The sequence below is a fragment of the Nonomuraea sp. NPDC054003 genome (assembly GCF_055585125.1).
The window spans coordinates 112,411-136,162 of record NZ_JBVJKR010000014.1 but is presented as its reverse complement, the minus strand read 5'-3'; the positions used below and the strand labels follow the sequence as shown (position 1 = coordinate 136,162).

The following is a 23,752-nucleotide window of genomic DNA, read 5'->3' as shown; positions in this document are numbered from 1 at the left end:
AGTGGTGCAGTGGACTGCACGGTCCCGTGGTGTTGAAGTATTTCGCTCGGGGTTGCCGCATGGTCGCAGTGTGTCATCATCTTGCCGCTGAATGTCTGGACAAGGGATTCGCGTGAAAGCGGAGACTGAGCGGGTCTGGACGGCGCTGCTCGCCTGGTTCACCGACCCCTACGCCGACGACCTTGATGCGGCGCGGGAGCGATTCACCAGTAGCTGGAACGACTCCGGGATCAACGCCCTCAGCGTCCTGCCCAAGTTCTGCGATCCCGTCGGGCGAACCTCCCTGCGCCCAGTTCCTCGTCGATCGCCGCCCTCTCATGCCGAGCGAGCAGAGCGGCCTCCTGCACCACGTGCTTCTGCGGGGCGAGTAGCTCGGCCGATGGGCTACAGTCGTCCGCCGTGGCCGAATCCTCCCCCTATCTGACCGCGACCGCGGACGCCTACGACGCCCTCGCGGACGTCTACGCCGACTTCGTGCGGGACTCGCTCGACCGCCTGCCGCTGGACCGCTCGATGGTCGCCGCGTTCGCCGAGCTCGTGCGGGCCGAAGGGGCCCGGCCCGTCGTGGAGGCCGGCTGCGGTCCCGGGTACATGACGGCACACCTGCGTGACCTCGGGCTGGACGCCTTCGGTGTCGACCTGTCTCCCCGGCTGATCGACATCGCCCGTAGGGACTATCCTGACCTGCGGTTCGAGGTCGGTTCGATGGGGGCCCTCGACGTGGCCGACGGCGAGCTGGGCGGGCTGCTCTCCTGGTACTCGCTCATCCACACCCCACCATCCGAGCTGCCGCCTTACTTCGCCGAGTTCCGCCGGGTGCTGGCCCCGGGGGGTTACCTCCTGCTCGGTTTCTTCGAGTCCGAGGGCGGTCCGGTAAGCCGGTTCGACCACAAGGTCACGCCGGCTTACCGGTGGCCGATCGACGAGCTGGCCGACCTGGCCAGCAAGGAGGAGTTCGTCGAGGTGGCGCGGATGCTGCGCGAGCCTCTGGAGGATGAACGATTCCGCCGGGGCCACCTGCTGATGCGCCGCGACCGTACCGCGGCTAGGGGGTGAGTGCACTGCTTCGTGGATCGGTCCGGGCTCCCGCGTGGAACGCCAGGGCCAGCGCGAGCAGAAGCCCGGCGCCCGCGAGAGGCACCCACGACAGCGTGGTCGACGGGACGAAGTCCTGGGTGAGCCCCGCCCGATCGAGTACGGTCGCCGCGGCGACGATCGGCAGCAGGGAGCCGAGGCTCGTGACGATCGCCAGGGCGACGAGCCCGGCAGTATCACGCCGGGTGAAAGGCCGCCCTTTCATGGTGGAGCTCAGCAGCAGAGCGGCCAGGCCCGCGCACAGACCGCCCAGGAGGACGTCCGCGCGCGAGAGCACCTGCTCGGCGACGGTGGCTCCCCAGACGCCCAGCGGAAGCTCTCCCCGGAGTACGACCCCGTCGGGGAGTCTCACACCGCTCAGCGGCGAGGGCCCGGCGTCCGGAGCGGTTGCCACGCGTACGGTGACGTACCCGCCCGCCTGGGTTGCGCCGTTGATCACGTAGGCGATCCCCCAGATCACCAGGGCGGCTCCCGCGAACCTGACCAGGTGAAGGATCGAGCTGACGAACGATCGATTCATGAGTGCCCCCACGACGCGCGTCGACTGCCGCCAGTATGCTGCGCGGCGGTCTCCCTAGATAGTGCGCCAAGGTCTCCCCAGCAAAATGGCGGAGTGGGTGTCGGCCGGGCGGTGGACGACGGGGAGGGCCGGGCGTTCCTAGCCTTCGTGGCATCACCGGCCACTTAGGGGACACCATGTCGTTGTCAGATCCGATCCGATTCCGGAAGCTCGCCGCCGGCGCGTGCCTCATCGCCGCGCCCGTCCTATATGTCGCGGGGGTGGTCCTCGATCCCGCTCTGCGCCTGGGCGGCGGCGACACGGCCGGCGTCTACGGGCGTCAGCTGGAGGAGGTGTCGATCAGCGCGGCGGTCCTGCACTGGAGCTGGGTGCTGCTGATCCCGGGCATCATCGGCATGATCCACCTGGTACGCCACCGCGCGGTGCTCCTCGGTCACGTCACGGGCGGGATCGCCCTGCTCGGCGTGGTGAACTTCTCCGCGCTGATGCTGGGCGACTACTTCTACGCCCGCCTGGAGCGCTCGCTGCCGCCCGCCGAAGGGGCCGCGCTCGCCGACCAGGCGTTCGCCGACCCGGGACTCGTGTTCGGGTTCCAGATCCCGGGGTTCGCCGGGATCCTCGGGCTGTTCGCGCTGGGGCTCGTCCTGGCGTACTGCCGGCAGGCGCCCTGGTGGGCGCCGTTCGCGATGGTGCTGGGCATCTTCGGGGCGCCGGTCTTCCCGGTCGGCACGGTCGTGGGCGGACTGCTGTACCTGGCCGGGGCCGGGGTCATCGGCCTGCGCATCGTACGGATGGGCGACGCGGAGTGGGCGGCTCAGCCCGAGGGGAACCTGGCGCGTACCCGGTAACCGCCATCCCGCACAGGACCGGCGGACAGGTCGCCACCGTGCATGGCGACCCGTTCGCGCATCCCGATCAGGCCCTGTCCGCTCCCGCCTCCTGGCCCGTCGCCCGTGCCGTCGTCGGTGACCTCCACGGTCACGGCGTCGGCGGAGTAGGCGACGGTGACGACGATCCGGGTCGCCCGCGCGTGCTTCAACGCGTTGGTCAGCGCCTCCTGGATCACCCGGTACGCCGACAGCTCCAGCCCCGGGGGCACCGGCCTGGCCTCGCCCTCGACCCGCACCTCCACGGCCGGACCGGCCTCCTCGATCTGGGCGACGAGGGCGTCCAGCCGGTCCAGCCCGGGGGCGTGCGGTTCGGCGGCCGTGCCGCCGGGGCTGCGCAGCATGCCGAGCATCAGCCTGAGCTCCTCGATCGCCTCGCGGCCCGCCCGCTCGACGCCGGTCAGCAGTGTGCGTTCCCGCTCGCGGTCCGGGTCGTCGCGGAGCATCATCCGTACACCGCCCGTGTGCAGGGTCATCAGGCTGACGTTGTGCGAGACGATGTCGTGCAGCTCCCTGGCGATCCTCACCCGTTCACCCGCGACCGCCTGCCGGGCACGCTCCTCGCGCTCGACCTCCAACCGGGTGGTCTGCCTGGTTAGGCGTAACGTCTGATCGATCTGGCGGCGCAACAGGATGCCGCTGGCGTACGCGACGCCGACGAAAATGGCGCTGATCAGCACTTCGGCCACGTCGTTATGCTGAAATGTCTGTAAATAGCCGTACGCGAGCAGGACGCAGGCCAGCCCGGCCAGCCCTCGCCGGGTACGCAGCTCCGCCGCGCTGGCAACGGTGTGCACCAGGATGAGCGTGGAGTAGAAGTGCCACGCGGCGTAGTAGCCCGCCTCCGTGACCTCCCGCACCCCGATGCCGACCCCCACCAGCGCGAGCAGCATGCTCATCGGGAACCTCTGCCGGAACAGCAGCAGCGCCCCGGCGGCGGCCGCGCCGACCGCCAGCGGCACCGGACGGCTGATCTGACCCGGCTCGAACCCCTGCCGTCCGAACGACTCGACCTGCCCGGCGACCACCACGGCCAGCGCGAGCAGCATGTCCATCCGGCTCGGCCGCCAGTTGCCGCGCATCATTCCTGACCAGGGCGGACGAAGCCGGACTCGTAGGCCAGCACTACCGCCTGGAGACGGTCCCGCACGTCCAGCTTGCGCAGGATCTGGGCGACATGGCTCCTCACCGTGGCCTCGCCGACCCCGGACTCCAGGGCGATCTCCCGGTTGGACAGACCCCGCGTCAGCAGCCGCAGCACGTCCACCTCGCGCGCGGTGAGCGCGGCCAGCTCAGGAGGAGGCGAGAGCGGGGGCTGAGCGGCGAAGGACGCGATGACCCGAAGGGTGACCGCGGGATCGATCAGTCCGTCGCCCGCCGCCACGACCCGGATCGCCTCCAGGAGATGCTCGGGAGGCGAGCTCTTCAGCAGGAAGCCGCTGACCCCGATGCGCAGCGCCGCGTGCAGGTTCTCGTCGCTGCCGAAGGTCGTCAGCATCAGGATCCTCGGCGGGGCGGGGTCCCCGAGCAGCGTCGTGGCGGCGGCCAGGCCGTCCATGCCCGGCATGGCGATGTCGAGCAGCAGCACGTCCGGCCGTCGCTCCCTCGTCACGGCGACGGCCTCCACGCCGTCGGCCGCCTCCCCGACCACTTCCATCCCTGGGGCGTTCTCCGCCACGAGCCGCAGCCCTGCCCTGATCATGGCGTGGTCGTCCGCGACGACCAGTCTGATCGTCATGTCTCACCCGGCATGTCCAGATCGTATTGAGGCCGCGGCCTCCCCGATAGGCGGGGCCGTGCGGAGGGGCGGCGTGGACCTCTGGTCGAGATCGCAAGCGCGCTGAGGCCGGAGGCGGTGGTCCGCTCGTAAGCTGGAAGGGTGCCTCCGGTGTTGACCTTGCTCGACGGCGTCCGCTGGCAGGGGACGCGGGTGGCCGGTGAGCGCGCCCAGACCCTGCTGGCGGTGCTCGCGCTGCACGGGCGGGCGGGGGCTGGGGACGAGCGGCTGGTCGAGGAGTTATGGCCGGACGGGCCGCCCGCGAACCCCACGAAGGCTCTGCAGGTGGTCGTGTCGAGGACGCGGGCCGCGACCTCGGCCGACGCGGTGGTGCGGACCGCGCGCGGCTACCGGCTCGGGGTGCCGGACGAGCAGGTGGACGCGTTGCTGCTCGGCACGCTGGTGGAGCGGGCGCGGAAGGCGCTGACCGAGGGGGACGTGGCCGAGGCTCGGCGCGGCGCCGAGGAGGCGATGAGCGTAGCGAGCGGGCTGGGGGCGACAAGCGGGCTGGGGACGGCGGGCGGGCTGGGGGCGACAAGCGGGCTGGGGACGGCGGGCGGGCTGGGGGCGACAAGCGGGCTGGGGACCGCGGCGGGACCGCTCGGTGAGGTGCGGGCGGTGGCGGCGGGGCGGCTGGCGGAGGCGCGTCGCGTGTCGGCCGTCGCGCGCTCCCGCGCCGGCGACCACGAGGGCGCGCTGCCCCTGCTGGAGGAGGCCTCGGCCGACCGGCCGCGCGATGAGGAACTGCTCGCCTGCCTGCTGCGCGGCGAGGCCGCGGTCAGGGGCACGGCGGCGGCGCTGGAGCGCTACGAACGCCACCGGGCCGACCTGGCCGAACGGCTCGGCGCGGATCCGGGGCCGGCCCTCGCGCGCGTGCACGCCGAACTGCTCGCCGCGGACCGGCCCGTACGGGAGGGTGTGCTGTTCGACGGGTCGTCGCTGCTCGGCCGCGACGGCGACATCAGCGCGGTGCACGCCCTGCTGCAGACCCACCGGGTCGTCTCCGTCGTCGGGCCGGGCGGGTTGGGCAAGACGCGGCTGGCCCACGTCGTCGGCAGGAACGCCACCCAGCCCGTCGTCCACTTCGTCGGGCTCGTCGGCGTCTCGTCGCCCGAGGGAGTGGTGGGCGAGGTGGGTTCGGCGCTGGGGGTGCGCGACTCGGTGAGCGGGCGCGGGATGCCGGCGTTCGAGCGGCCGTCGGATGTACGGGCCCGCATCGCGCAGCATCTCGGCCGGGCGCCGGCGCTGCTGATCCTGGACAACTGCGAGCACGTGATCGACGCCGTGGCCGAGCTGACGGCCTTCCTGGCGGCGGCCACGCGGGATCTGCGGGTGCTCACCACGTCGAGGGCCCCGCTGTCGATCCCGGCGGAGCACGTCTACCCGCTCGGCGCGCTGGAGCCCGGCGACGCGGTGGAGCTCTTCCGCCAGCGGGCGACGGCGGCCCGGCCGGGCGTGCGGCTCGACGAGGGTCTGGTGCGCGAGGTCGTGACCCGGCTCGACGGGCTGCCGCTGGCGATCGAGCTGGCCGCCGCGAAGGTGCGCGTGATGGCGGTGGAGGAGATCGCGCGGCGCCTGGCGGACCGGTTCGCGCTGCTGCGCGGGGGCGATCGCAGCGCGCCGGGCCGGCACCAGACTCTGCTCGCGGTCATCGACTGGTCGTGGAATCTGCTGGACGAGCCCGAACGGCGGGCTCTGCGGCGGCTGTCCCTGTTCAGCGACGGTTTCACCGCGGCCGCGGCCGAGGCCATGGGCGCCTTGGACGCGGTGCAGGCGTTGGCCGAGCAGTCGCTGCTGAGCGTCGACGAGGCGGCCCACGGCGTCCGCTACCGGATGCTGGAGACCGTCAGGGAGTTCGGACGGGTGCGGCTGGAGGAAGCCGGTGAGGAGGTGTCCGCGCGAGCGGCGCTGCTGGCCTGGGCTACGGGCTACGCGCACGAGCACGCCGCCGTGCTGTTCGGCCCGGACCAGTTCGCGGCGGTTGACGCGCTGCGGGCCGAGGAGACCAACCTGGCCGATCTGCTCCGCCGGGCGCTCGCCGAGCCCGACCCGGCCACGGCGGTCCCGCTGCTGGCCGGGGTCGGCGCGCTGTGGTCGATCCGCGGTGACCACGCCAGGATCATCGCGCTCAGGACCGCGATCATCCAGGCCGTCACGGGCTGGTTCCCGCCGCCGGAGCTCGTCGAGCTGACCCGGGCCGCCCTGGTGGTCGCGATCGCCAACTCGATGATCCTCCTGGACGAACGGAGCGAGCCGCTGCACGATCTGCTCAGCAGGCTTCCCGTCGGCGACGCCACGGACCCGCGCCTCGCGGCGATGACGAAGGTGACGCTCATCGGCGCCCCCTCGAACAGCGCCGGCCTGCGCGATCGGCTGCGGGAGCTGTGCCGCAGCGCCGACCGTGACGAGGCGCTGGTGGCGACGCAGATGAGCGCCCACGTCCTGGAGAACGCAGGGGACATCGCGGAGGCGGTCACGGCGACCGAGCGGGGGCTGGCGCTGCTCCCGCAGGACGAGGGGCCGTGGCTCCGGGCGATCCTGCACACCACGCTGGCTCACCTGACCTTGCGGTGCGGCGACCGGCGGCGCGCCGTGGGCCACGCGCGAGCGGCCCTGCCGGTGCTCAGCCGGATCGGCGCCACGGACGACGAGACGCAGCTGCGCTCGCTGCTGCTGATCATCGCGCTCGGCGAGGGCGATCACCGGACCGCGGAGGCCGAGCTCGCGGAGATCAACCGGCTCAACGACGGCGGGGCCGTACTCGGCGGGCTGGCAGTGGCCGCGCTGTGCGCCGCCGAGCTCGCCCTCGCCCGCGGCGAGACGGCCGCCGCCCTCTCGGACTACCGGCTGGCGGTCGAGCGGGCGCGCGATCTGCGGCTGCCCGGGATGCCGCGCTCGGGCTTCGAACCATGGGTGGTCACGGCGGAGGCGCTCGCCCTCGCGGCGCACGCCTACCACGGGGAGCCCGCGGATCTCCCGTACGGCGAGGAGCTGTTCCGCTTCTGCGTGGCTGGGCGCGCCCGCGACGTGCTGAGCGCCGACGGCCGGCTTCTCGACTACCCGGTCAGCGGCTCGCTGCTCTTCGCGCTCGGCGCCTGGGGGCTGCTGCGGGCGGCCCTGGCCCCCGGTGACGCGGTCGCCCTGCTGGTGCTGGCCGAGCGGTTCGCCTACAACGGCATGATGGCCGGCATGGCCTTCGACCGGATCGAGCCGTACGCGGAGCAGGTCGCGCCCGGCGCGCTCGCCCGCGTCCGCGCCGGTTACGGCGACCGGCGCGGCGCGGACCTGCTCGACGAGGCGCGGGCGCTCGTCGGACGGCTCGCCGCGGGTCAGATGTGCCGCTTGTAGCTCCGTACGGACAGCGGCGCGAAGACCGCGACCACGACCAGGCAGGCCAGCAGCGTCCACGCCACCGCCCCGCTCACCTGAGCGTGGTTGGCGAGGTCGCGAGCGGCCGTGACCAGGTGTGAGACCGGGTTGATCCGGACGAACGAGGCGAGCCAGCCGGGCAGGGTCTCGACGGGGACGAACGCGTTCGACAGGAACGTCAGCGGAAAGAGGATCATCATCGAGATGCCGTGCACGCCTCCGGCGCTGCGGGCGATCGTGCCGACCCACGTGAACACCCACGCCAGCGACCACCCCGTGAGGATCGCCAGCAGGATCGCGCCGAGCACCCCGGCCACGCCGCCGCCGGGGCGGTATCCCATCAGAAGGCCCATGGCGAAGGTCAGGGTCGCCGCGATCGCGTACCGGAGCAGATCGGCCACCATCGGGCCGGCGAGCGGCGCGATCCGGGCGATCGGCAGCGACTTGAACCGGTCGAAGACGCCCTTCTCCATGTCCTCGCGCAGTTGGACGCCGGTCACCATGCAGGTCGTCAGCACGGTCTGGGCGAGGATGCCGGGGATCATCAGCGGCAGGTAGCTCTGCACGTCCCCGGCGATCGCGCCGCCGAAGATGTACGCGAACATCGCGGTGAACAGGACGGGCTGCAACGCCACGTCGAAGAACTGCTCGGGGTTGCGGCGCATCTTCTTGGCGGCCCGCCACGCCATCGCGAGGGTCTGGCCGAGCGTCTCGCCCACGGAGACGTGCCGCCGGGTGGCCGCCACCCGTTCGGCCGCTCGTACCGCCTGCCTGACGGGTGCGGTGGTCGTGCTCATCGGGTCTCCTCCGTCTCGGTCTCGTGACCGGTCAGCGCCAGGAACACCTCGTCCAGGCTGGGCTTGGCGACGCTCACCGAGGAGATCGAGATCCCTGCGGTACGGAGCGCGATCAGCACGTCGGCGGCCATGTCGGCCTGGTCGAGCGCGACGTTGAGCCGGCCCTTCTCGGGGCTGAGCACCGGTTCGGAGCCGAGGCCGCGCCGGACGGCCTCGACGGCGGCCGGCACCTCGCCGGGTTCGGCGAGCATCAGCTGGAGGGTGGAGGCGCCGACCATGGTCTTCAGCTCGTCGGGCGTGCCCTCGGCCACCTTGCGGCCGTGGTCGATGACGGCGATCCGGTCCGCCAGCTGGTCGGCCTCGTCCAGGTACTGCGTGGTCAGCAGCACCGTGCACCCGTCGGTGATCAGGCCGCGGATGGTGTCCCACATCTGGCCACGGGTGCGCGGGTCGAGGCCGGTGGTCGGCTCGTCCAGGAAGATCAGCGGTGGTTTCGTGATCAGGCTGGCGGCCAGGTCGAGGCGGCGCCGCATGCCGCCGGAGAAGTGCGCGATCGGCTTGTCCGCGGCCTCTTCCAGACCGAACCGGCCGAGCAGGTCGGCGGCGATCCGCCTGGCAGTCGGCGCGGGGATCCGCTGCAGCCGGGCGAAGAGCCGGAGGTTCTCGCGGGCGGTCAGCTGCTCGTCGACCGACGCGTACTGCCCGGTCACGCCGATCAGCTGCCGGATCACGTGCGGACGGCCGGCCACGTCCACGCCGAAGATCTCCGCCCGGCCGGCGTCGATCGCCAGCAGGGTGGCCAGCATCCTCAGCATGGTGGTCTTGCCGGCGCCGTTCGGCCCGAGGACGCCGAAGATCTCACCGGGCCGTATCTCCAGGTCGATCCCGTCGACGGCGCGGTGATCGCCGAACGCCTTGACCAGCCCTTCCGCGAGTACGGCCGGTTCTGTTCCGCTGGAGGGGGCGGTACGGCCGAGTTCTGTGATGCTCATGGCGCCACTCTCGGCGCCCCTGGTTTCACGGCCCCCTCACGCCGGTTTCACCTGCCGAAAGTCAGCGGAGGGAGTTTCCTCCGTCGGTGACGATGGAGCGTCCGGTGATCCAGCCCGCTCCCTCGCCGCACAGGAACGCGACGACCTCGGCCAGGTCTTCGGGGGTGCCGGCGCGACCCAGCGGCGTGGCGCGCGCGACGGTGGCCAGGAGTCGTTCCGGGTCGGGGCTGATGTCGCGGAGCGCGTCCGTCGCCACCACGCCGCCGCTCACCAGGTTGACCGTGATGCCGTCGCGGCCGAGTTCGACGGCAAGGTAGCGGACGACGCTCTCCGCCGCGGCCATGGCGGCGGCGATCGCCGCGTAGCCGGGGACGTGCCTGTCCGTCCCGGTGCTCACGGTCGTCACGACGCGGCCGCCGCCGTCGAGGTGCGGGCGTGCCGCCGCCACCAGGGCGAGGAGGGAGCCGACCCGGGTCGCGAACTGCCGCTCATAGGTGTGCCAGGGTGTTTCGAGCGCCTTTCCCAGGGACGGCGAGCCGGAGCCGAAGCCTGTCGCGTTCGAGACGACCGCGCGGACGGGGCCGAGCTGTTCACCCGCCGCGCGGACGAACTCCGCACACTGGTCCCGGTCCGCGACATCCAGCGCGAAGGCGGCGGCCCGTCCGCCGTTGCGGCTGATCGTGTCGACGACTTCGGCGGCGGACTCGGCGTTCCGGTGGTAGCCGACCGCGACGGCGTAACCGTCTCGGGCGAGCGCGAACGCGGTGGCCCGGCCGATGCCCCGGCCGGCTCCGGTGATGACGGCGGTTCTCACGAGCGGCCCCCGAAGGTGATGGGGTCACCGTCCGCCGCGTCGGCGTAGCGGCGCCGCGCCTCTTCCTGGAGCGTCACGGATTCCGGACTGGCCAGCCTCTCCGCGAAGAGGGCGGCCTCCAGCCGGAGACCTTCGGTGATCGGCAGCCTGGAGCCCTCGACCAGGGCGCGTTTCGCGGCGGCGAGCGCGGCGGCGGGACGCGACGCCAGGTGACGGGCCAATTTCAGTGTCTCCGCCTGGAAGCCAGGGGTGGGGAGCACGCGTTCGACGATTCCGCACGTCCTGGCCTGGTCGGCGGTGAGGACGTCGCCGGACAGGACGAGGTCGGCGGCCCGCCCGGGGCCGATCAGCCTGGCCAGGCGCTGGGTGCCGCCCGCCCCCGGGATGATGCCGAGCGCGATCTCCAGCAGGCTGAAGTGGGCGGAGGCCGAGGCCCAGCGCAGCGTGCACGCCAGGGAAAGTTCGAGGCCGCCGCCCCAGGCCTGGCCGTCGATCGCGGCGATCACCGGCTGGGGCATCCGCTCGATGCGCCGCATCGCGGTGTACCAGATCTTGGCCCGCGGCACCGGCCCGCGGGACAGCCCGGCGAGTTCGTCCAGGTCGGCGTGCGCGATGAAGTATCCGGGGACGCCGCTGGTCAGCACGACGACGCCGATGCCGGGTGTCGTCTCCACCCGCGCGAGTTCCGCGTCCAGTTCTTCCAGCGCGGCGAAGGTGAGGAAGTTGCGCGGCGGGTTGCGGTAGGTGAGGACGGCGACGCCGTCACGGTCCTCACGGCTCCATGTCGTCATGATTCCCCCTCGTCACCCAGGATGAGGACCGATGTGCCGTAGTGGACGCTCTGGGTGGACGGCTTCCCGTCGCCCTGGTTGCGGTCGTAGTGCGGAAAGTTGCTGCTGGACAGCATCAGGCCGATGCGGTGGCCCGCTCCGAACCGCTGGGCCGTGTGTCCGAGGTCGACGTCCACCTGGATCGGTTCTCCTCGCGGTACGGGGGTGCCCGGCCCGTCGCGGTGGCTGAGGCGGACCACTCCCTCGCAGACCGGCAGCAGGCGGCCGTCCGGCAGGTGGTTCACCAGCCGGGCCATCACGTCGGCGTCCGCCGCGTCGGTGGCGAAGGTGAGCCGGAGCCGCACCTGACCGACGACGTCGACGTCCTCGGCGAGCACGTCCCCGAGATAGAGGAGGACGTCGGATCTCGTGGCCGTCCGGCTGAGGTCCAGCGGCCCGGGGGTGAGGCGGCCCAGGTGCAGGACACGCCCGCCGCGGCTCGGCACCGGGTCGGCCGGGTCGTGCACGTAGTCGTCGGGTGCGGCCGGGCTCGGCACGGAGGTCAGCCGGCCCGGCGTCTCGCCCGGGACGGCGGGGCCGGTCAGGTACAGGGTGTGCCCGGCGGCGTCCGCGGGCGGCCACTGCTCCGCGGTGCGCCACACGTCGGCGCCCATCAGGAAGTACAGGACGGGGTCGGACTCGCCGGGCCCGTCCACGCAGCGGCGGAAGAACTCCAGGTGCCGGGCGGGCAGCCGGGCGGCCGCCGCCGAGGCGGCGACGCCGAAGTTCACCTCGCCCTGCAGATGGGCCAGGGCGCCGGTGTGCGCCCAGGGGCCGACGATCAGCTCGTGCCGCAGATCCGGCCGCAGCCGGCGCATCTCCAGGTGGCCGCGAACGGTCGCGGCGGCGTAGACGTCGTACCAGCCCGTCACCGACAGGCTCGGCACCTCCACCGCCGCGAGGTCCCAGTCGGGCAGAGCCCGGATCCGCCCGTCCAGCAGGTCACCGATGCTGATCGGGAACCCGGGCAGATCGATCATGTCCGCCAGTGGCAGCCGCCGCATCGCCTGTTCGGGATCGTGGATCAGCGACGCGACCTGCGCGGCCAGCGCGGGGTCCGCGTCCGCGCCCTGCCGGCCCAGCCAGTCGGCGGCCATGTAGGCGAGCCACCCGACGAGGTGGTCCAGCCGCAGCGCGCCGCCGGTGTCGCGGAGGTCGGCCGTCGCGCCGGTCGTCATGGCCGGGGCGATCCCCCGCAGGTGCGGCGGGCGCGAGGCCGCCCCGAGCCAGGCGACGATCCCGAGGTAGGACGTTCCCGCCAGGAACACCTCGCCGTTGCACCAGGGCTGCGCCGCCACCCACTCCACGGTGTCGTAGGTGTCCTCGGCCTCCTGCTCCCACATGACGGCCTGCCACTCGCCGTCGGAGTCGAAGCGGCCCCTGGTGTCCTGCAGCAGCGCGGCGAACCCGCCGGCGAGGCAGTGCTGGGGCTGCAGCGTGTCGGAGCTGATCTGACGCCGTCCGTACGGCGTCCTGAACACCACCGCCGGAGCCGGGGACGCGGGCCGCCACAGGTCGCCGCGCAGCAGCACGCCGTCCCTCATGGGGGTCTCGACGCCGCCTTCGATACGTCCCAGTTCCGTCATCACACCGCCTTGAGGGTGAGCATCGTACGGGCCATCTCGTTCCATCCGGCGGTGGCCCCGCCGTCCACGGTCAGGGTGCAGCCGGTGAGGAAGGAGCTGCCGGGCAGCGCGGCGAACACCACGGCGCGTGCCTGTTCCTCGGGGCTGGCCAGCCGGCCGGCGGAGGTGGTGGCGGTCAGGGAGTCGCGGAGCGGGCCCGGCGGCCACAGCTCGTCCACCATCGCGGTGTGCGTCGGCCCGGTGACCAGGGCGACCGCGCGGATCCCCTGCGCGCCGTAGTCGACGGCGACCGACTGGGCGAGGCCTATGAGGGCGTGCTTGGCCATGTTGTAGACGGGGGAGCGGGGAGTCGCCGCCACCCCGCACATCGACGAGGTGAACACGAACACCCCGCCGTGCGCGCGCATGTGCCTGACCGCGGAGCGCACCAGGTAGAAGTTGGCGTCGCAGCAGACGCCCATCACCTTGCGGTAGTCGGCGTCGGTGATGCTGTGCGGGCGGCCGGGGACGTTGACGCCGGCGTTGCCGTGGACGACGTCGAGCCGGCCGTGCCGGGCGGCGACCTCGTCGACGACTCTGGCGACCTGTGCCGGGTCGGAGACGTCCGCCTGGACGATCCCCTCTCCCGGAGCCAGGTCCACGCCGACGACCTCGGCGCCCACTGCTCGGAACAGCCTCATCGAGGCGGCGCCGATGCCGCTCGCCGCGCCTGTCACCAGGACGACCCGGCCGTCGAGGCGGCCGAAGATGTCACTGTCCGCCTTGTCGTCTGTCACGGTCATGCTTTCCTCCTCAACGGCCGGTGAACTCGGGGCTGCGCTTCTCCAGGAAGGCGCGCGCCCCTTCGACCGCGTCATGGACTTCCCTGTTGTTGCGGATGTGGAAGCCGTTCTGGATGCGCAGCGCCTGCTCCAGCGGCTGTCCGTAGACCCGCTCGCGCAGTTGCTTGTAGAGCCCGATCGCCCGGGTGGGGCCGGCCGCGAGCCGACGCGCCTCGGCGAGGACCGCGTCCTTGAGCTCCCCGGACGGGACGACGCGGGTGTAGATGCCCAGGCGCTCGGCGTCGGCGGCGTCGAGCAGCCCGCCGGACAGGTAGATCTCGGTCGCCTTCGCGGTTCCGACGATGCGGGGCAGCATGACGGCGGTGCCGGTCTGCGCCACGTTCACCAGGCAGCTTCCGATCCGCGCCGTGTCCGAGGCGATCCGCAGGTCGGCCGCACAGGCCAGCTCGGTGCCCGCACCGGCCGCGGGGCCGTTGACCGCCGCGATGACCGGCTGCGGCGCTGTGACGATCGCCTCGACGATCCGCAGGTACACCGGATCGGCGGTGTCGCCGAGCACCGGAGAGTTCCTGCGGTCCCCGGCGAGGTGCTCGTCCACCGCGCCGAGGTCGTCCCCGCCGCAGAAGGCGCTGCCCGCCCCGGTCAGCACCACGACCCTGGCCTGCGGGTCGGTCTCGGCGCTTTCCAGCGCGCGCAGCAGCTCCTCGCCCAGTGTGCGATCGAGCGCGTTGCGTTGGGCCGGACGGTTCATGGTCAACCACAGCACCCCCCGGGCCGGCCGGGACACCAGCAAGGTCTCCGTATCGTGCGTCACGCTCTGACCATCCCTCCGTCGACGAACAATGCCTGGCCGGTGACGTAACCGGCCCCCGCTCCGAGCAGCCACGTGATCACGGCGGCGACCTCCTCCGGATGCCCGCACCGGCCGAGAGGCAGCTTCGCCGCGACCTTCTCCGCCAGCCCGCGGAGCCCGCTCACGTCGAGCATCGGCGTGTCGATGAAGCCGGGACACACGGCGTTCGCCCGGACGCCGAGCGGTCCCAGCTCGACGGCGAGCGAGCGGGTCAGGCTCAGCAGCCCGCCCTTGCTCGCGTCGTAGGCGGCCTGCCCGGCGAACCCGGTCACCGCGATCGAGCAGACGTTGACGATGGCGGCGCCCGGCCGTCCCGCGAGGACGGGCGCCGCCGCGCGGGCCAGCCGGAACGGCGCCGACAGGTTGATCTCCAGCACGCGCGTCCAGTCGGCGGTGCCGTGCTCGGCCAGTGCCGCGCGGTGCTCCACGCCCGCGTTGTTGACGAGCCCGTCAAGCCCTCCGAGCCGGTCGGTCGCCCGGTCGACGACGCGCCGGGGCGCGCCGCTCTCCGTCAGGTCGAGCGGCATCGTGTGCAGCCGGTCGCCGAACCGTCGCTCCAGGCGGCGGCATCCGGACTCGTCCACATCGGTCGCCAGCACCCGGGCGCCCTGGCCGAGCAGGTCGGCGACGAGTGACGTGCCGATGCCTCCGGCGGCCCCGGTGACCAGGATCCGGCGGCCGTTCACGACGCCGATCCCAGCAGTCGTCGGGCGTTGTCGTGCAGCCAGGCCCGGACGACGTCGTCAGGCAGTCCGAGCCGGGTGACCTCGTCGGCGAGTGCGGCGGGCGGGCGCGCCTGTGTCCAGCTGGTCGATCCGAAGAGGACGCGGGTGCGGACGGACGTGGTGCCCAGGGCGAGCAGCGCCTCCCATCCCGACCCGGGGACTCCCATCCTGGCCGGACGGTGCGAGGAGAACTCCAGGTAGACGTTGGCGTGTCGCTGTGCCACCGCCAGCATCTCCGTGACCCAGGGCCATCCCCCGTGACCGGCGACCAGGACGAGGCCGGGGTGCGCGCCGGCGATCCGGTCCAGCACACGCGGTGCGGAGACGTCGATCGGGACGTCCGAGCGGAAGTGCTGTCCGCAATGCAGCCACACCGGGACACCGCGGTCGGCGGCGAGGCGCCAGAACCCGGCGTGCTCGGGTCCGGACGGGTCGAGGCCGTCGAGGAACGGGATGACCGACAGGCCGGTCGCGCCGAGGTCGTCGAGCGCACGACGGGCCTCGGTGATCGCGGCCCGCGGGTCGGCGAAGCTGACACCGGCCCAGGCGCTGAGGAGGTCCGGGTGCCGAGCGGCGTAGGCGGCGACCCGGTCGTTGACGGTGCCGTCCCCGATGGGCCACGGTCCGCCGTGCAGGACCTGGTGGGCGACTCCGGTTTCGGCCAGCGTGGCGACGTGGTGGTCGATGTCGAACCCGCGTCCGAGTACGGCGGCCAGCTGGTCCGCCGTGCCGGTCGCGTCGCGGGCCGCTTCCGCCGCGACGGCGCCGGGGTCACGCCCGGTGAGGGTGGCGAGCCGACCGGCGAACAGGATGAGATAGCGGGGCGCGGCGGTGGCCAGCGCACGCAGATAGGCCGTCCAGCACTCGGTGTCGTAGACGACCTCACAGACGTCGATCACCGGTTCACGCATCAGACCTCCATTTTGTACAAACGTTTGTTTACCATATGCGGCGCTGACAGGTCAATGAACGTTTATGTGGTGGTAGCGTCGAAGCGTGGCTACGACACGCTCCCGGACGACCGCCGGCGCACCACAGACCACGGCCTCGATGAGCCGGCGGATCCTCGACGAGGCGGCGCGCCTGTTCTACGAGGACGGGTTCCCCGCTACCAGCGTCCGCAAGATCACCGCCGCGTGCGGTGTCACCGCGGGCTCGCTCTACAACCACTACGAGTCCAAGGAGGAAGTGCTCTACGCGATCCTCAAGCGGGCGTACGAGGACTCGGAGGGCATGCTGGAGGAAGGGCTGCTGCGCGGCGGCGACAGGGCCGACCGGCAGCTGGCCGAGCTGGTGCGCGAGCTCACGCTCTTCCACACCGAACGGCGCGTCGAGGGCCTGGTCGCCCGGACCGAATGGCGTCACCTCCCGGCGGAGCAGGCCAAGGAGATCCTCGACGCCCAGCGGCGCATCCGCCGGATCTTCGAACGCACCCTCGAACGAGGCTTGGCCGCCGGCCTGTTCCGCCTCAGCGACCCGCGAGCGTCGCGCCCTGCCCAGGTGGACGTGGTCGCCAAGGCCATCCTCGACATGTGCATCAACGCCGGGCAGTGGTTCCGCCCGGAGGGCGCGGTGTCGGCCCGTGACCTCGCCGACCAGTACTCCTTCCTGGCCCTGCAACTCGTCGGTGCCGGCCCTCCGGACGCCTGACGGCCCGCCTGCCCGCCGGCTTCGGGGCCGGCGGGCAGGCGGGGCTCAGCTCCCGCCGATGCGGTCCCGCCGGACGACCACGCCCAGCCGCTCGCGATCGGCCGTGTCCGCCGTGACACCCTCCGCGCGCAGCCGATGCTTCTCGACCTTGTTCGTCGGGGTGTGCGGGAGCGCGCCGACCACGCGGACGTAACGGGGCACCATGAAGTGCGCCATGCGCGGGATCAGGAAACGGAACAGCTCGGCCGGGTCGATCGTCGCGCCCTCCACGGGGGCGACCACGGCGAGCACGTCATCCTCGCCGTAGGGGCTCGGCACGGCGACCACCGCGGCCTCCCGGACCGACGGATGCGCCAGCAGCTCGATCTCCACCTCGGCCGAGGAGATGTTCTCGCCCCGGCGCCGGATCGTGTCGCCCATCCGGTCCACGAAGAAGAACTCGCCGTCCACCGTGCGGAAGGCGTCCCCGGTGTGGAACCAGCCGTTGCGCCAGGCCCGTGCCGTCGCCTCGGGCATCCCGAGGTAACCGGAGTTCATCGCCCACGGCTGGTCGGTGCGCAGCACCAGCTCCCCGACCTCGCCGTCGGGCACCACCCGGTCGTGCTCGTCCACGACCCGCGCCTCGACACCGGGCCGCAGCCGCCCCGACGTCCCCGGAACGCCCGGGTCGGGGCCCGAGATGATCGGGATCGAGACCTCTGTCATGTTGAACATGGCCACCACGTCGACGCCGAAGCGTTCGGCGAACGCCGCGCTGTCCTCGATCAGCGGAATGATGAAGACGCGCCGCAGCGGGTGAGCACGGTCCTGGGGGGACGGCGGGCGCTTGGCCAGGAACGTCGCCATCACGCCGAGCAGCGTCACATGCGTGGTGCCCGTCGCGCGGACGGCCGGCCAGAACGCCTCGGTGTCGAACGCGCTGACCAGACTGATCCCGCCGCCCAGCAGCAGCGCGGCGTACGTGCCGATGGTGCCGCCCGCGTGGAACAGCGGAAGGTTGACCATGTAGCGGTCGGCCGCCCCGAAGCCGTCGAACGCGGCCCGCGCGCACGCCGCGAGCTGGACGTACGAGCACAGGACGCCTTTCGACGGCCCGGTCGTCCCCGACGTGAGGATCACCGCGTACGGGTCCCACGGCAAGGACGGCGAGTCCGGGCGGAATCCCGGGGCCGGCGTGGCCAGCGTCTCCGGCCCCAGCACTTCCGGCGCGGCGGCCCGGCGAGGTGACCGGGCGTCGTCCGCTCCGAGCACCACCACCCGTTCCAGCGCACCGGTGCCGATCTCGTCCAGCCGCCCGGCCAGCTCGGCGTGCACGATCGCCACCCGCGCTCCGGACAGCCGGATCGCGTGTTCGAGCAGCCCACCGCGATAGGCGGTGTTGAGCGGGACGAGGGTGCAGCCGAGCAGGTTCACACCGAACCAGACGCGCAGGGCGTCGGGTCCGTTGGGCAGCCAGGAGACCACCATGTCACCCGGCCGCACACCCAGTCGGTGCAGCCCGGCCGCGACCTGCTCGGCCTCGGCCAGGGTTTCGGCGTACGTCCATCGCGTCCCGTCCTCGAAGACCGCGTACACCCGGTCCGGATGCTCCGCGGCGCGGCGGACGAGCAGCTCCCCGACCACGCAGTCCTCGGCCGCGGGCACCGCCGGGCCCCACCATCCACCGCTCATGTCACTCCTTGCTCCGCTGGTCACCGGACACGGCCGCGCCCAGGTAGGCGACCCGCAGCGCGGGGTCCTCCGCCAGCTCGGCGGCGGACCCCGCCGCCTCCACCCGGCCGTGCCGCATCACCAATCCCCGGTCCGCCAGCGCCAGCGCCTGGCCGACGCGCTGCTCCACCAGGATCACCGTCATGTTCTGCGCCCGTAGCCGGTCCACCACCGCGAACACCCGCTGGATGATCACGGGAGCCAGGCCGATGGACGGCTCGTCCAGCAGCAGCACCCGGGGTTCGCGCATCAGCGCCTGGCCGATGGCGAGCATCTGCTGCTCCCCGCCGCTGAGCACCTCTGCGTAGGCGTCCATCCGTTCGCCCAGCACCGGGAACAGGTCGACGACCCGTTCCGTCCGCTCCCGCTCGACCCCGCGCCGGTTGGGGACGTTCCAGAGCCCGAGCCGCAGATGCTCGGCCACCGTGAGCCCGGTGAACAGGCGCCTGCCCTCGGGGATGTGGACCAGGCCGTGCGCCACGACGCGCTCAGGGCTCCACCCGGTGATGTCGGTCCCCGAGAGCCGCACCGACCCCGACGTGGGGCGCAGCAGCCCCGAGATGGTGCTGAGCAGAGTGGTCTTCCCGGCGCCATTGCCGCCGACCACCGCGAAGATCTCGCCCGTACGCACCGTGAAGTCCACGGAGCGGACCACCGGCACCGCGCCGTAGCCCGAGCTCAGCCCGGACACGGTGATCAGTTCCTCTGCTGTCATGCGGGTGCTCCCAAGTACACCTCGACGACCCGTGCGTCGCCGAGTGCCTCCTGCGGCGGTCCCGACGTCACCAGCCGGCCCCGGTCCAGGACGGTCACCACGTCGGCGACGCTCGCGACGAGTTCGATGTGATGCTCCACCAGCACCACGGTGGTGCCGGTGTCACGGATCGCCCGGATGAGGCGGCCCAGCGACTCCAGCTCCCGCGGCGTGAGCCCGGCCGCCGGCTCGTCCATCAGCAGCAGGCGCGGACGCGCCATCAGTGCCCGAGCCACCTCCAGCAGCCGCTGCTCACCGTGCGGCAATGAGGCCGCCTCCTCGGACGCCCGTCCGGCCAGTCCATGACCGGCCAGGAGCCGGTCGGCCTCCGCCGCCAGTTCGGCCTGCTCGCGGCGGGCCCACGGCAGCCGCAGGACGATCGCCGGCCCGCCTGACCGCTCCCGCGTGTAGGCGCCGAGCAGGACGTTGTCCCGCAGGCTCGACGTGCCCAGCAGCCGAGGCGTCTGGAAGACGCGCGCCACGCCACGCCGGGCGAGCCGCTCGGCGTGGGCCCGGCTGACGTCCTCGGCGTCGAGGATGACCTGGCCCTCGTCTTGCCGCAGCAGGCGGCTGATCACGTTGAGCAGCGTCGTCTTGCCCGATCCGTTGGGCCCGACGATCGCGTGAACCGTGCCCGGTTCGATGGTCAGGTCGATCCCCCGCAGGGCGTGCACCCCGCCGAACGACTTGCGGACGCCGATCAGCTCGACGCCGAGCGGCTCACCCCGCGGCGGCCCCGCCTCGATCGGGACGCCCGGGTCGGCGGTGTCGGCGGTGTCGGTGTGGGCGGTGTCGGCGGGCACGCCGGAGGACCGTCGGCGCGCCCGGAGCTTCTCCCACGCGCCGGCGACGCCCTGCGGCGCGTACACCATCAGCACGAGCAGCGCCGCGCCGTAGATGAGTCCGCGCCATTCCGCGAGGCCGGTCAGCAGCTCGGGGAGGGCGAAGAACAGCAGGGTGCCGATGACCGGGCCCGCCAGCCGCGCCGCGCCGCCGATGATGACCACCAGCAGGAAGAGGATGGAGAAGTCGAGGGTGAAGTCGTCCGGGGTCACCAGCCCGTGGTGGACGGCCAGCAGCGCTCCGCCCAGCCCGGCGGTGGCGCCGCCGCAGGCGAAGGCGAACAGCTTCATCCGCGCGGGCGCGACGCCGACGCTCTGCGCCATCTCGGGCGCGTCGCGTACGGCCATCATGCCGCGGCCCAGGCGGGAGCCGACGATGGTGCGGACCATGACGAAGAGCATGACGTTGACGGCCAGAACCAGCCAGAGGATGTCCCGTTCCCCGAGCTCCCACGGCCCGAGAGCCGGTCGCGGTATGCCCATCAGCCCCGACCAGCCGCCGGTCAGCCCTTCGAACTCGACCAGGAGGCTGCGGGCCGCCATCGCCGCGCCGAGCGTGACCAGGGCGATGTACCAGGACGACAGCCGGAACGCGGGCAGGGCCATCAGCGTTCCCGCTCCCACGGCGACCGCCACCGCCACCGGGGCCGCCGCCCAGAACGTCCAGGCGTGGTCGGCCATGAGGATGCCCGTGGTGTAGGCGCCGACGGCGACCAGCGCGCCCTGCCCCAGCGAGACCTGGCCGGTGTAGCCGAACATGAGGTTCAGTCCCGTACCGACCAGCACGTAGATCCCGGCCGTGGTGGCCAGATAGGTGATCGTCGGGTCGCCGCTCACCAGCGGCAGCGCGGCCGCGGCCGCCACGAGGACGAGCCAGGGGGCCGCGCGCCGCACGGCGCGGGACCGTGCCCCGCGAACTTCAGACATGACGTTGCACCGCCAGACCACGCAGGCCGTTGGGCCGGATCAGCAGGATGAGCAGCATGGCCGCGAACAGGACGACGGACTGCGACCCGGGGGAGGCGAAGACGGCGCCGGTGGCCTCGATGACGCCGAGCATCCAGCCCGCGACCAGCACGCCGCGGTTGTCGCCGATCCCGCCGACCGCCAGGGCGGCGAAGCCTTTGATCAACAGGCCCAGCCCCATCGTCACCGAGGCCAGCAGCAGCGGCGCCGCGAGGACCCCGGTGAGCCCCGCGAGCGCGCCGCCGAGCAGGAAGGAACGGCGGGTGAGCGCCGTCGGGTCGATGCCGCGCAGCCGGGCGCCGTCACGGTCGGCGGCCACCGCCCGCAACGCGGTGCCGAGCCGGGACCGATCCAGGACGCCGAGCAGGGCCACCACGGCGACGGCGACGACCACCACCGCGACCTGGTAGCTCGAGAACCGGACGCCCAGCACTTCCTGGACCCGCATGGACAGCGGCCACGGGGGCGCGACGGCGCTCGGCTGGTCCGTCCACAACCGCCCGGCGGCCTCCGCGAGCAGCAGCGAGAACGCGAGCGTGGTGATCACCCAGCCGACCGCGTGGGATGACCTGCGCAGCACCGGAGTCACGGCGACCCGCTCCTCGGCCAGCGCCACGACCGCCACGATCACCATCACGCAGGCGGCGGCGACTCCCCAGGGGAGCCCGCCGATCGGCGTGGCCGCCATCAGCATCGCGCCGATCATGATGAGTTCGCCCTGGGCGAAGTTCACCACGTTCGTAGGCCGGTGCAGGACGTTGAAGCCCACCGCGACCAGTCCGTAGAGGCTGCCGAAGACCAGGCCGGCGACCAGGATGTCGGCGATCATCGGCCGGTCACATCCCGTCCGCGCGCCGCCGGAGGACCCCACCCAGGCTCTGCGGCTCCTTCGCCGACATGAGGGTGCCCACCGTGATGTCCTCGTCGGCGATGCCGGAGTGCCGTTTCGCGGTGAACGACACCTTCGCCCGAACGCCCTGGTAGCCGTCGACCTGGTCGAGCGCGGCCTTGAGCTTCGCCGGTTCGAGGCTCTTGGTCTCCTCGATCACCTTGGCCATCAGCATCATGTAGTCGTAGTACGGGCTGGTCACCGCCGAGTAGCCGAGACCCGCGGTGTCCGGATGCTTGTCGATCCGCTCGACCAGCGCGCGCACCTCGGCGGACGGCTCCTCCTCGCCGGTGTAGGTGAGCCCTCGGTACGTCGTGCCGAAGAACCCGTCGAGCAGCGCGCGGGGGAACTCCCCGAGAGCTTCGATGTAGTTGAGGTCGTGCGAGACGATCACCGGGTGGAAGTCGCTGGCCGCCATCGCCCGCAGGATCAGGATGGTCGCCTGCGGCTGGCCGGTGAACAGGCCGAGGCCGTCCACGCCGGCCCGTTCGAGGTTGCGGACGAACGGCGTCATGTCGGAGGCGTCCACCTCGAACACCTCGACCGCGACCGGCTTCGCGGAGTAGGAGTCGCGCAGGGTCGCGATGACGGCGTCCCGGATCGACGTGCCGAACTCGGAGTTCTCGACGATGATGCCGATCTTGCGGAGCCCGCGGACCTCGTGCAGGAAACGCGCCGCCACCCTGGCCTGCTGGGTGGTGTTGTAGACGAGCTGGTAGTGGTAGGGGAAGCGGTCGCCGTCCCCGAGCAGTTCCGCGCCGCCCCAGGCTGACTGGATCAGCTTCGCCCGGGCGAGGGCCGTCACCGACGCCAGGACCTGGGAGCTCCCGGTCGGCCCGACCACGAACGTCGGCTCCTCCCGGATGAGTCGTTGCGCCACGGCCGGCTGTGAGGCCGGGCTTCCCTTGTCGTCCTCCTCCATGACCTGAACGGCCTGCCCGAGCAGCCCGCCGTTCGCCTTGAGATCCTCCAGGGCCAGCCTCGCGCCGACGTAGATCGGCTTGTACGCGGCGGCGAGCCGGCCGGTCTTCGGCTCCACCCACCCGATGCGGGCAGTGGTCCTGCCGGCTCCCGCCGAGCTTCCGCACGCCGCCGTCCCCAGGCCCAGCATGCCGAGCGCGGTGATGGACGCGGTGCCCGCCAGAAATCCTCGCCGAGACATCCCGTCCGTCCGGTATGTGGTCACGGCCGCCTCCTCGTTCAGTGTATGAACGTTTGTATATTTGACCGGAGTGTGAGTCAAGGGTTCTGGGAGGTTCTAGCGGGGAATGGGTGGCCGGTCGCGCGGGCTCATCCCGCCGTACGAGCGAGGCGATGAAGGCCGGCGCGTATCCGCTTCTCGCCCAGCTCCGGCAGGAGAGCGGACACGTGCTCGGCCGACAAGGCGGCCAGCACCGCATGGGCGGTGTAGTCGGGGTCGGGCGTGCCGTCGAGCAGGATCGCCACATGGCGGTGCCAGAACCGGTAGGCCCCGATCCGGTAGCGGGCACCCGGCGCCGCGGTCTCCGACATGCGGATCAGGTCCAGGTGCTCCAGCAGGTAGTCGAAGTACGCGTCCACGAACGCGGCGAGTCGCTCGCCGGCTGCCGCGCCGGGGCCGAGCGGCGGCGGTCCATGCAGGATCGCCTCCTGCAGCACACGCTCGCGGGCGTCCAGCAGGGCCGCGGCCAGTCCGGACTTGTCACCGAACCGGCGGAACAAGGTGCCCTTGCCGACCCCCGCGGCCGCGGCCACCTGATCCATGGACACCGCCTCCACGCCGTGTTCGGCGAACAGCCGGGCCGCGGCCTCCAGCACGGCGGCCCGGTTGCGTGCCGCGTCCGCCCGTTCCTTCGGGGGTGGCTTGAGAAGCAGTTCCAACGGGATTGCGAAAACGGACTGCGGTCCGCTATTGTCACGAGACATAAGCGGACT

Annotated in this window: 22 protein-coding genes; 4 read left to right on the top strand and 18 right to left on the bottom strand. The window is 72.3% G+C overall.

Features of this window, described 5'->3' with window-relative positions; all coding sequences use genetic code 11:
• Positions 1 to 399 precede the first annotated feature (399 nt).
• Entirely contained in the window at positions 400 to 1,056 is a 657-nt protein-coding gene (locus ACZ6YG_RS32840; protein WP_466020146.1) for a class I SAM-dependent DNA methyltransferase, read from the top strand.
• Here ACZ6YG_RS32840 and ACZ6YG_RS32835 read toward each other — a convergent pair.
• Positions 1,046 to 1,615, bottom strand: coding sequence for a hypothetical protein (locus tag ACZ6YG_RS32835; RefSeq protein WP_466020145.1), 570 nt, complete (start codon positions 1,613 to 1,615; stop codon positions 1,046 to 1,048). The genes ACZ6YG_RS32840 and ACZ6YG_RS32835 overlap by 11 nt on opposite strands.
• Before the next feature lie 176 nt (positions 1,616 to 1,791).
• On the opposite strand from ACZ6YG_RS32835, the gene ACZ6YG_RS32830 reads away from it, so the two are divergent.
• On the top strand, positions 1,792 to 2,463 hold the full coding sequence (locus ACZ6YG_RS32830) for a hypothetical protein (RefSeq protein WP_466020144.1): 672 nt from the start codon (positions 1,792 to 1,794) through the stop codon (positions 2,461 to 2,463).
• On the opposite strand, the gene ACZ6YG_RS32825 is transcribed toward ACZ6YG_RS32830, so the two are convergent.
• Together ACZ6YG_RS32825 and ACZ6YG_RS32820 are read right to left on the bottom strand one after the other, a co-directional pair.
• The gene (locus ACZ6YG_RS32825; RefSeq protein ID WP_466020143.1) at positions 2,430 to 3,587 is read right to left on the bottom strand and encodes a sensor histidine kinase; all 1,158 of its coding nucleotides are present in this window, start codon (positions 3,585 to 3,587) and stop codon (positions 2,430 to 2,432) included. The two genes, ACZ6YG_RS32830 and ACZ6YG_RS32825, sit on opposite strands and share 34 nt — an antisense overlap.
• The gene (locus ACZ6YG_RS32820) at positions 3,584 to 4,240 is read right to left on the bottom strand and encodes a response regulator (protein WP_148035782.1); all 657 of its coding nucleotides are present in this window, start codon (positions 4,238 to 4,240) and stop codon (positions 3,584 to 3,586) included. Before ACZ6YG_RS32820 ends, ACZ6YG_RS32825 begins: the two co-directional genes overlap by 4 nt.
• A gap of 150 nt (positions 4,241 to 4,390) precedes the next feature.
• On the opposite strand from ACZ6YG_RS32820, the gene ACZ6YG_RS32815 reads away from it, so the two are divergent.
• Complete coding sequence (locus tag ACZ6YG_RS32815) at positions 4,391 to 7,627, top strand: AfsR/SARP family transcriptional regulator (protein ID WP_466020142.1); 3,237 nt, start codon at positions 4,391 to 4,393, stop codon at positions 7,625 to 7,627.
• Here ACZ6YG_RS32815 and ACZ6YG_RS32810 read toward each other — a convergent pair.
• From ACZ6YG_RS32810 to ACZ6YG_RS32770, 9 genes are all read right to left on the bottom strand, one after another.
• Positions 7,609 to 8,445 (bottom strand): ABC transporter permease, encoded by an 837-nt coding sequence (locus tag ACZ6YG_RS32810; protein ID WP_148035780.1) that lies wholly within the window; start codon positions 8,443 to 8,445, stop codon positions 7,609 to 7,611. The two genes, ACZ6YG_RS32815 and ACZ6YG_RS32810, sit on opposite strands and share 19 nt — an antisense overlap.
• Positions 8,442 to 9,437 carry an ATP-binding cassette domain-containing protein gene (locus ACZ6YG_RS32805; protein ID WP_466020141.1) on the bottom strand — a complete coding sequence of 332 codons (996 nt, stop codon included), beginning with the start codon at positions 9,435 to 9,437 and terminating at the stop codon, positions 8,442 to 8,444. Before ACZ6YG_RS32805 ends, ACZ6YG_RS32810 begins: the two co-directional genes overlap by 4 nt.
• Positions 9,438 to 9,498: 61 nt before the next feature.
• Complete coding sequence (locus tag ACZ6YG_RS32800; protein WP_466020140.1) at positions 9,499 to 10,251, bottom strand: SDR family NAD(P)-dependent oxidoreductase; 753 nt, start codon at positions 10,249 to 10,251, stop codon at positions 9,499 to 9,501.
• Positions 10,248 to 11,042 carry an enoyl-CoA hydratase/isomerase family protein gene (locus tag ACZ6YG_RS32795; RefSeq protein ID WP_466020139.1) on the bottom strand — a complete coding sequence of 265 codons (795 nt, stop codon included), beginning with the start codon at positions 11,040 to 11,042 and terminating at the stop codon, positions 10,248 to 10,250. Before ACZ6YG_RS32795 ends, ACZ6YG_RS32800 begins: the two co-directional genes overlap by 4 nt.
• On the bottom strand, positions 11,039 to 12,667 hold the full coding sequence (locus ACZ6YG_RS32790) for a CocE/NonD family hydrolase (RefSeq protein ID WP_466020138.1): 1,629 nt from the start codon (positions 12,665 to 12,667) through the stop codon (positions 11,039 to 11,041). Before ACZ6YG_RS32790 ends, ACZ6YG_RS32795 begins: the two co-directional genes overlap by 4 nt.
• Positions 12,667 to 13,449: an SDR family NAD(P)-dependent oxidoreductase gene (locus ACZ6YG_RS32785; protein ID WP_466020137.1), complete on the bottom strand. Its 783-nt coding sequence runs from the start codon at positions 13,447 to 13,449 to the stop codon at positions 12,667 to 12,669. Before ACZ6YG_RS32785 ends, ACZ6YG_RS32790 begins: the two co-directional genes overlap by 1 nt.
• Before the next feature lie 10 nt (positions 13,450 to 13,459).
• Positions 13,460 to 14,263 (bottom strand): enoyl-CoA hydratase-related protein, encoded by an 804-nt coding sequence (locus ACZ6YG_RS32780; protein ID WP_466020136.1) that lies wholly within the window; start codon positions 14,261 to 14,263, stop codon positions 13,460 to 13,462.
• Positions 14,260 to 14,988, bottom strand: coding sequence for an SDR family NAD(P)-dependent oxidoreductase (locus tag ACZ6YG_RS32775; RefSeq protein WP_187281538.1), 729 nt, complete (start codon positions 14,986 to 14,988; stop codon positions 14,260 to 14,262). The genes ACZ6YG_RS32780 and ACZ6YG_RS32775 overlap by 4 nt, the downstream gene beginning before the upstream one ends.
• Positions 14,985 to 15,938, bottom strand: coding sequence for an amidohydrolase family protein (locus ACZ6YG_RS32770; RefSeq protein ID WP_466020135.1), 954 nt, complete (start codon positions 15,936 to 15,938; stop codon positions 14,985 to 14,987). The genes ACZ6YG_RS32775 and ACZ6YG_RS32770 overlap by 4 nt, the downstream gene beginning before the upstream one ends.
• 85 nt (positions 15,939 to 16,023) lie before the next feature.
• Here ACZ6YG_RS32770 and ACZ6YG_RS32765 point away from each other — a divergent pair, with 85 nt between their 5' ends.
• Positions 16,024 to 16,677, top strand: a complete 654-nt coding sequence (locus ACZ6YG_RS32765; RefSeq protein ID WP_148035771.1) for a TetR/AcrR family transcriptional regulator — start codon at positions 16,024 to 16,026, stop codon at positions 16,675 to 16,677.
• Between the two features lie 45 nt (positions 16,678 to 16,722).
• On the opposite strand, the gene ACZ6YG_RS32760 is transcribed toward ACZ6YG_RS32765, so the two are convergent.
• From ACZ6YG_RS32760 to ACZ6YG_RS32735, 6 genes are all read right to left on the bottom strand, one after another.
• Positions 16,723 to 18,348, bottom strand: coding sequence for an AMP-binding protein (locus ACZ6YG_RS32760; RefSeq protein ID WP_466020134.1), 1,626 nt, complete (start codon positions 18,346 to 18,348; stop codon positions 16,723 to 16,725).
• A 1-nt stretch (position 18,349) separates the two neighbouring features.
• The gene (locus ACZ6YG_RS32755) at positions 18,350 to 19,102 is read right to left on the bottom strand and encodes an ABC transporter ATP-binding protein (protein ID WP_148035769.1); all 753 of its coding nucleotides are present in this window, start codon (positions 19,100 to 19,102) and stop codon (positions 18,350 to 18,352) included.
• Complete coding sequence (locus ACZ6YG_RS32750; RefSeq protein WP_148035768.1) at positions 19,099 to 20,910, bottom strand: branched-chain amino acid ABC transporter ATP-binding protein/permease; 1,812 nt, start codon at positions 20,908 to 20,910, stop codon at positions 19,099 to 19,101. The genes ACZ6YG_RS32755 and ACZ6YG_RS32750 overlap by 4 nt, the downstream gene beginning before the upstream one ends.
• The gene (locus ACZ6YG_RS32745; protein ID WP_148035767.1) at positions 20,903 to 21,778 is read right to left on the bottom strand and encodes a branched-chain amino acid ABC transporter permease; all 876 of its coding nucleotides are present in this window, start codon (positions 21,776 to 21,778) and stop codon (positions 20,903 to 20,905) included. The genes ACZ6YG_RS32750 and ACZ6YG_RS32745 overlap by 8 nt, the downstream gene beginning before the upstream one ends.
• Positions 21,779 to 21,785: 7 nt before the next feature.
• Complete coding sequence (locus tag ACZ6YG_RS32740; protein WP_466020133.1) at positions 21,786 to 23,024, bottom strand: ABC transporter substrate-binding protein; 1,239 nt, start codon at positions 23,022 to 23,024, stop codon at positions 21,786 to 21,788.
• Between the two features lie 104 nt (positions 23,025 to 23,128).
• Positions 23,129 to 23,698 carry a TetR/AcrR family transcriptional regulator gene (locus tag ACZ6YG_RS32735; RefSeq protein ID WP_148035765.1) on the bottom strand — a complete coding sequence of 190 codons (570 nt, stop codon included), beginning with the start codon at positions 23,696 to 23,698 and terminating at the stop codon, positions 23,129 to 23,131.
• Positions 23,699 to 23,752 lie beyond the last annotated feature (54 nt).